The sequence below is a fragment of the Microbulbifer sp. JSM ZJ756 genome, assembly GCF_044383805.1.
GTDB classification, from domain to species: Bacteria; Pseudomonadota; Gammaproteobacteria; order Pseudomonadales; family Cellvibrionaceae; genus Microbulbifer; species Microbulbifer zhoushanensis.
This window is the reverse complement of the sequence record NZ_JBISER010000024.1, coordinates 1-3,724: the sequence shown is the minus strand read 5'-3', so window position 1 is coordinate 3,724 and position 3,724 is coordinate 1. Positions and strand designations below refer to the sequence as shown.

7 protein-coding genes are annotated in these 3,724 nt (G+C 46.1%); all 7 read right to left on the bottom strand.

Annotated features, from left to right (window positions below; all coding sequences use genetic code 11):
- Positions 1–215: 215 nt before the first annotated feature.
- The gene (locus ACH6CX_RS18440) at positions 216–623 is read right to left on the bottom strand and encodes a VOC family protein (RefSeq protein ID WP_232940977.1); all 408 of its coding nucleotides are present in this window, start codon (positions 621–623) and stop codon (positions 216–218) included.
- A gap of 112 nt (positions 624–735) precedes the next feature.
- Entirely contained in the window at positions 736–1,179 is a 444-nt protein-coding gene (locus tag ACH6CX_RS18435; protein WP_232940976.1) for a nuclear transport factor 2 family protein, read from the bottom strand.
- 94 nt (positions 1,180–1,273) lie between these two features.
- Entirely contained in the window at positions 1,274–1,474 is a 201-nt protein-coding gene (locus ACH6CX_RS18430; RefSeq protein ID WP_370636662.1) for an integrase core domain-containing protein, read from the bottom strand.
- A gap of 12 nt (positions 1,475–1,486) precedes the next feature.
- Positions 1,487–2,080: an IS3 family transposase gene (locus ACH6CX_RS18425; protein ID WP_233006725.1), complete on the bottom strand. Its 594-nt coding sequence runs from the start codon at positions 2,078–2,080 to the stop codon at positions 1,487–1,489.
- 11 nt (positions 2,081–2,091) lie between these two features.
- Positions 2,092–2,400 carry a transposase gene (locus ACH6CX_RS18420; RefSeq protein ID WP_232940975.1) on the bottom strand — a complete coding sequence of 103 codons (309 nt, stop codon included), beginning with the start codon at positions 2,398–2,400 and terminating at the stop codon, positions 2,092–2,094.
- 162 nt (positions 2,401–2,562) lie between these two features.
- Complete coding sequence (locus tag ACH6CX_RS18415) at positions 2,563–3,276, bottom strand: hypothetical protein (RefSeq protein WP_232940974.1); 714 nt, start codon at positions 3,274–3,276, stop codon at positions 2,563–2,565.
- Between the two features lie 353 nt (positions 3,277–3,629).
- The coding region (locus ACH6CX_RS18410; protein ID WP_396675611.1) for an IS3 family transposase at positions 3,630–3,724 on the bottom strand (95 nt) is incomplete at its 5' end.

The window sequence follows — 3,724 nt, the reverse complement described above, 5'->3', positions numbered from 1 at the left end:
GCCCTCTTGACCGCCTCTCTGCGAAACTCTTCCGTATACGCCTGAGCTCTCTTCTTACCCATGGTACACCTCCGTGTTAGGCCGAAACCTAACTATACAGGGTGTCTACTAATCGTGGGTAAGTCTTGCTCATAACGCCGCGCACACTGGCGCGAACTTGCGAGCGTCCGGCAACCGGAGGCTGCGCATGGTTATGTGTTGATGCTGTCATCAACCTAGCTCGACAGATTGAGCTGCCAGGAAACGCCAAACCTATCATTCAACCATCCAAACATTTGGCTAAAACCGTAGTCATCCAAAGGCATTAGCTCTGAGCCACCTTCGGCGAGGGCCCGAAATACCTTCTTTATTTCGCTCATTGATTCACACTCAACGTACAATGACATCGAGGGTGTAAAGGTAAATTGGTGGTCAAGATGGCTGTCCAACGCCATAAACTCAGTGCCGTTTATCGTAAACCTAGCCATCTTGGTAGAACCTTCTGGTTCATTCTCGCCAGCTTCGTAGCGCTGAAGATCAATGATCTCTGAACCAGGAAATAGAGAGGTATAAAACTTGATCGCCTCCTCGGCTTTTCCAGCCTGCTCCCCTACAAACATGAGTGAGGTCTTAATGGATTTCATCTGTTTCTCCGTTCTACTTTTCACACATAACGTCCACAAAAGTGGTTACAGATCAGAGTGTGAGATGTCGGATACAGTGGATTGTTATGTTTTTAGTGATAAGCAATAAACATCAGAACATTGTATTTTCATTGGCTGATTTTTCTGGAACAGCTTGAATTACATCCCAGTGCTCAACAATCTTACCATCGGCCACTCTAAAAATATCTACTATTGCGCCACCGTTTTTTCCTGGCCAGCGATAGTGTTTAACATGAAGTACGACCAAGTCGCCTTCTGCTATGGCTCGTACAATTTCACCAGATGGTTCTGTTTGAGTTGAACCCGGGTTGACACTCTTTATGAAGCTTCTTAACGCTTCCTTGCCATCAGAAAGATTAGGGTTATGCTGGATATATTGATCCCCAATATATTTGTCAATTGCCTCATGCCCAGCACGGAGAATAACTTCGTTGTAAAAATTCGTCACAAGCTCTTTATTGCCATCAGTTGATGCGCTAGCCCCAAAAGAAATAAAAATTACAGTAAAGAATACTGGAAAAACTTTATGAAACATTTAATTGCACCATTCTAGTTTAGAAACTGGTCTTACCCACAAAAAGTAGACACTATAACTCCGCGAATTTGCGCTCATACTCAGCTGGACTTATTTAACCTAGTGTAAAGTGTCTACGTACCCTGTTGTAGAAAATCTCGATGTATTCAAACCCCCCAGATTTCGCATCATTGATACTTCCAAAGTTCGCTGCGTAAACCAGCTCCACTTTTAGGCGACTGAAGAATGACTCCATCGCTGCATTGTCCCAGCAGTTTCCCTGGCGGCTCATGCTGGATCGGCAGCCATTCTTCATCAGCAGGTCCTGCTACCCCTGCGCTCGATACTGAATGCCCCGGTCTGAATGCACGATCAAGCCCGGCTTTGAATTCCTTTGCTGCAGGGCCATCTTCAATGCTCGCTGCGTAAGCTCTTCGGTCATCTGGGTATCCAGTGCCCATCCGACGATGCGACGCGAATACAGGTCCATCACCACAGCGAGATACAGCCATCGGTCCTTCACCCAGATGTAGGTGATGTCGCTAGTCCAGCGACAATTAGGGCTATCCACCTGGAAGCATCGCTTCAGCAAGTTGGCAGCAACGTTGACTCTACCTTCGACGGGCCTGCTGCAGGGAAATCCTTTCCCGTTCCTCGCCCGGATATGCTCTTTATGCATGATTCCAGCGATATAGTTGGTAGAGCAAGCGATCCCTGCCTCGAGAAGCTCACGGGCGATTCTGGGAGCACCATAACGAGCCTTTAAGGTCTCAAACGTGCCCTTCACTCGCTCGGTAATCCACTTCCTGCGGATCGCCTGAGGGCTTTCCTCTCGGCCGATCCAACGGTAATAGCCCGAAGCCGACACTTCCAGGCACCGACACATCAAGCGGATCGGGTACAACCCTGCATGCTCGCGTATCAGTGCGTACTTTACTCTTGGTGGTTCGCAAAGTACGCAGCTGCCTTTTTTAGAAACTCGACCTCCTGGCGCGCTTCATGCAGCTCCTTCCCAAGGCGGCGCACCTCGGCGCTCTCTTGCTTCGAATAATCTACGCCATCCCGGCTATTGAATTGCTTCTCTGACAGCCGATTGAACTGCCTTCGCCAGTTATAAATCTGCTGCGCGCTGACACCGAGCTCCCTCGCCACTGAAGCCGTGGGCGCCCCGGGCCTCTCCGCCCGCTTTACTGCCTCCCTGCGAAACTCTTCCGTATACGCCTGAGCTCTCTTCTTACCCATGGTACACCTCCGTGTTAGGCCGAAACCTAACTATACAGGGTGTCTACTAATCGTGGGTAAGTCTTTTATATAACGCCGCCGCAAGAGGCGGAAAATGCTTGGCTATAATTAGCGAAGAATGAGTGCAAGCCAAGCTTTTTGCGTCCTTTCTTAACGGCTTTGTTATGCCTTTAGTGGCACAATTTCAATTAGCGAAACCTTTTTCTCTTTATCAAGAGAAACATTTACCAAAGCGCTACGCCCTTTATCAAAGGTTACTTTGTAATTTAGAACTAGTTGCTCTTTGAATTCACCAAAAGGTTTATAATATTGATACCTTAGATAGGTAGTGGTCTCTATAAGCCCCAGCTTCTCTTGAGTGTTTTTCGGGGTTTTCAAAAAGTGATCTTGGTAATCGATTGGGAGCTGTTGAGAAAGATCCTCTCTGAAAACTTCAGTGTCACTACTATTCAAAAATTTTTTGAGCCATTCTGCTTTTTTAGCAGATTCCTTTTCTTGTAACTCCCATACCGAGGCATGGTTTTTAGCCATTATAGGAATGTGGCTTTCAAATTCTTTTTTAATTGAGTTAACTGCGGATAACTTCAAATTGCTGTTAGATAAAACATAGAACACTCTAAAATAAGATATATTTTCGTCTGAAGGTCGAACATAACCAGGTTGAACCGCAGAGCCGTTTTCTTTGGTAATACTTGGAATGTGGTGCATAAAATAGGCTGGGGAATAGTACATTAGTGCCTGAGCAACTTGATCATTTTGCTCGTCATCAGGCAAGGCCTTTATTTCTATTAATTGCATATCCTTGGCTTGAAAATTACATCCAGCCATGAAGATAGTTAGAAGTAACAGAATTAGCGATTTATTTAAATGTGCCATGGGTCTCCTTGAGTCATAACGCCCCGCGTAGGCCCGAAGGGCCGGAGCATCCTGCTTGCGTTTGTTATATATCACCCTACCACCAGCCTATACGCCGCACTAAATGAAACCAATGCGGAGTAACTTGCGATAGCTAGAGCAAACACACCAAGGATGATGTATCCGAACTTCTTTACAGGCGATGCCGTAACTGCCTTCGTTCTTAGCCGAAATATCATAAACAACGCGAAAGTTGAAACAACAAACAAGAGCAATAAAAGAAAGAGGATGACTTCTTCAAAATAGCCATTGAATATCGCGAATACAATTAACAGAGGAGCACTGGTCTTACCCACAAAAAGTAGACACTCTAACTAGGCGCATTTGCGCTCATACTCTGCTGGGCTTATATGCCCGATCGCAGAGTGCCTACGAATCCTATTGTAGAAAACCTCGATGTATTCAAACA

Excerpts from the sequence above, each read along its gene's own strand:
- ACH6CX_RS18415 (WP_232940974.1), bottom strand. The coding sequence starts at position 3,276 with ATGGCACATTTAAATAAATCGCTAATTCTGTTACTTCTAACTATCTTC.
- ACH6CX_RS18440 (WP_232940977.1), bottom strand. The coding sequence starts at position 623 with ATGAAATCCATTAAGACCTCACTCATGTTTGTAGGGGAGCAGGCTGGA.
- ACH6CX_RS18430 (WP_370636662.1), bottom strand. The coding sequence starts at position 1,474 with ATGAAGAATGGCTGCCGATCCAGCATGAGCCGCCAGGGAAACTGCTGG.
- ACH6CX_RS18420 (WP_232940975.1), bottom strand. The coding sequence starts at position 2,400 with ATGGGTAAGAAGAGAGCTCAGGCGTATACGGAAGAGTTTCGCAGGGAG.
- ACH6CX_RS18435 (WP_232940976.1), bottom strand. The coding sequence starts at position 1,179 with ATGTTTCATAAAGTTTTTCCAGTATTCTTTACTGTAATTTTTATTTCT.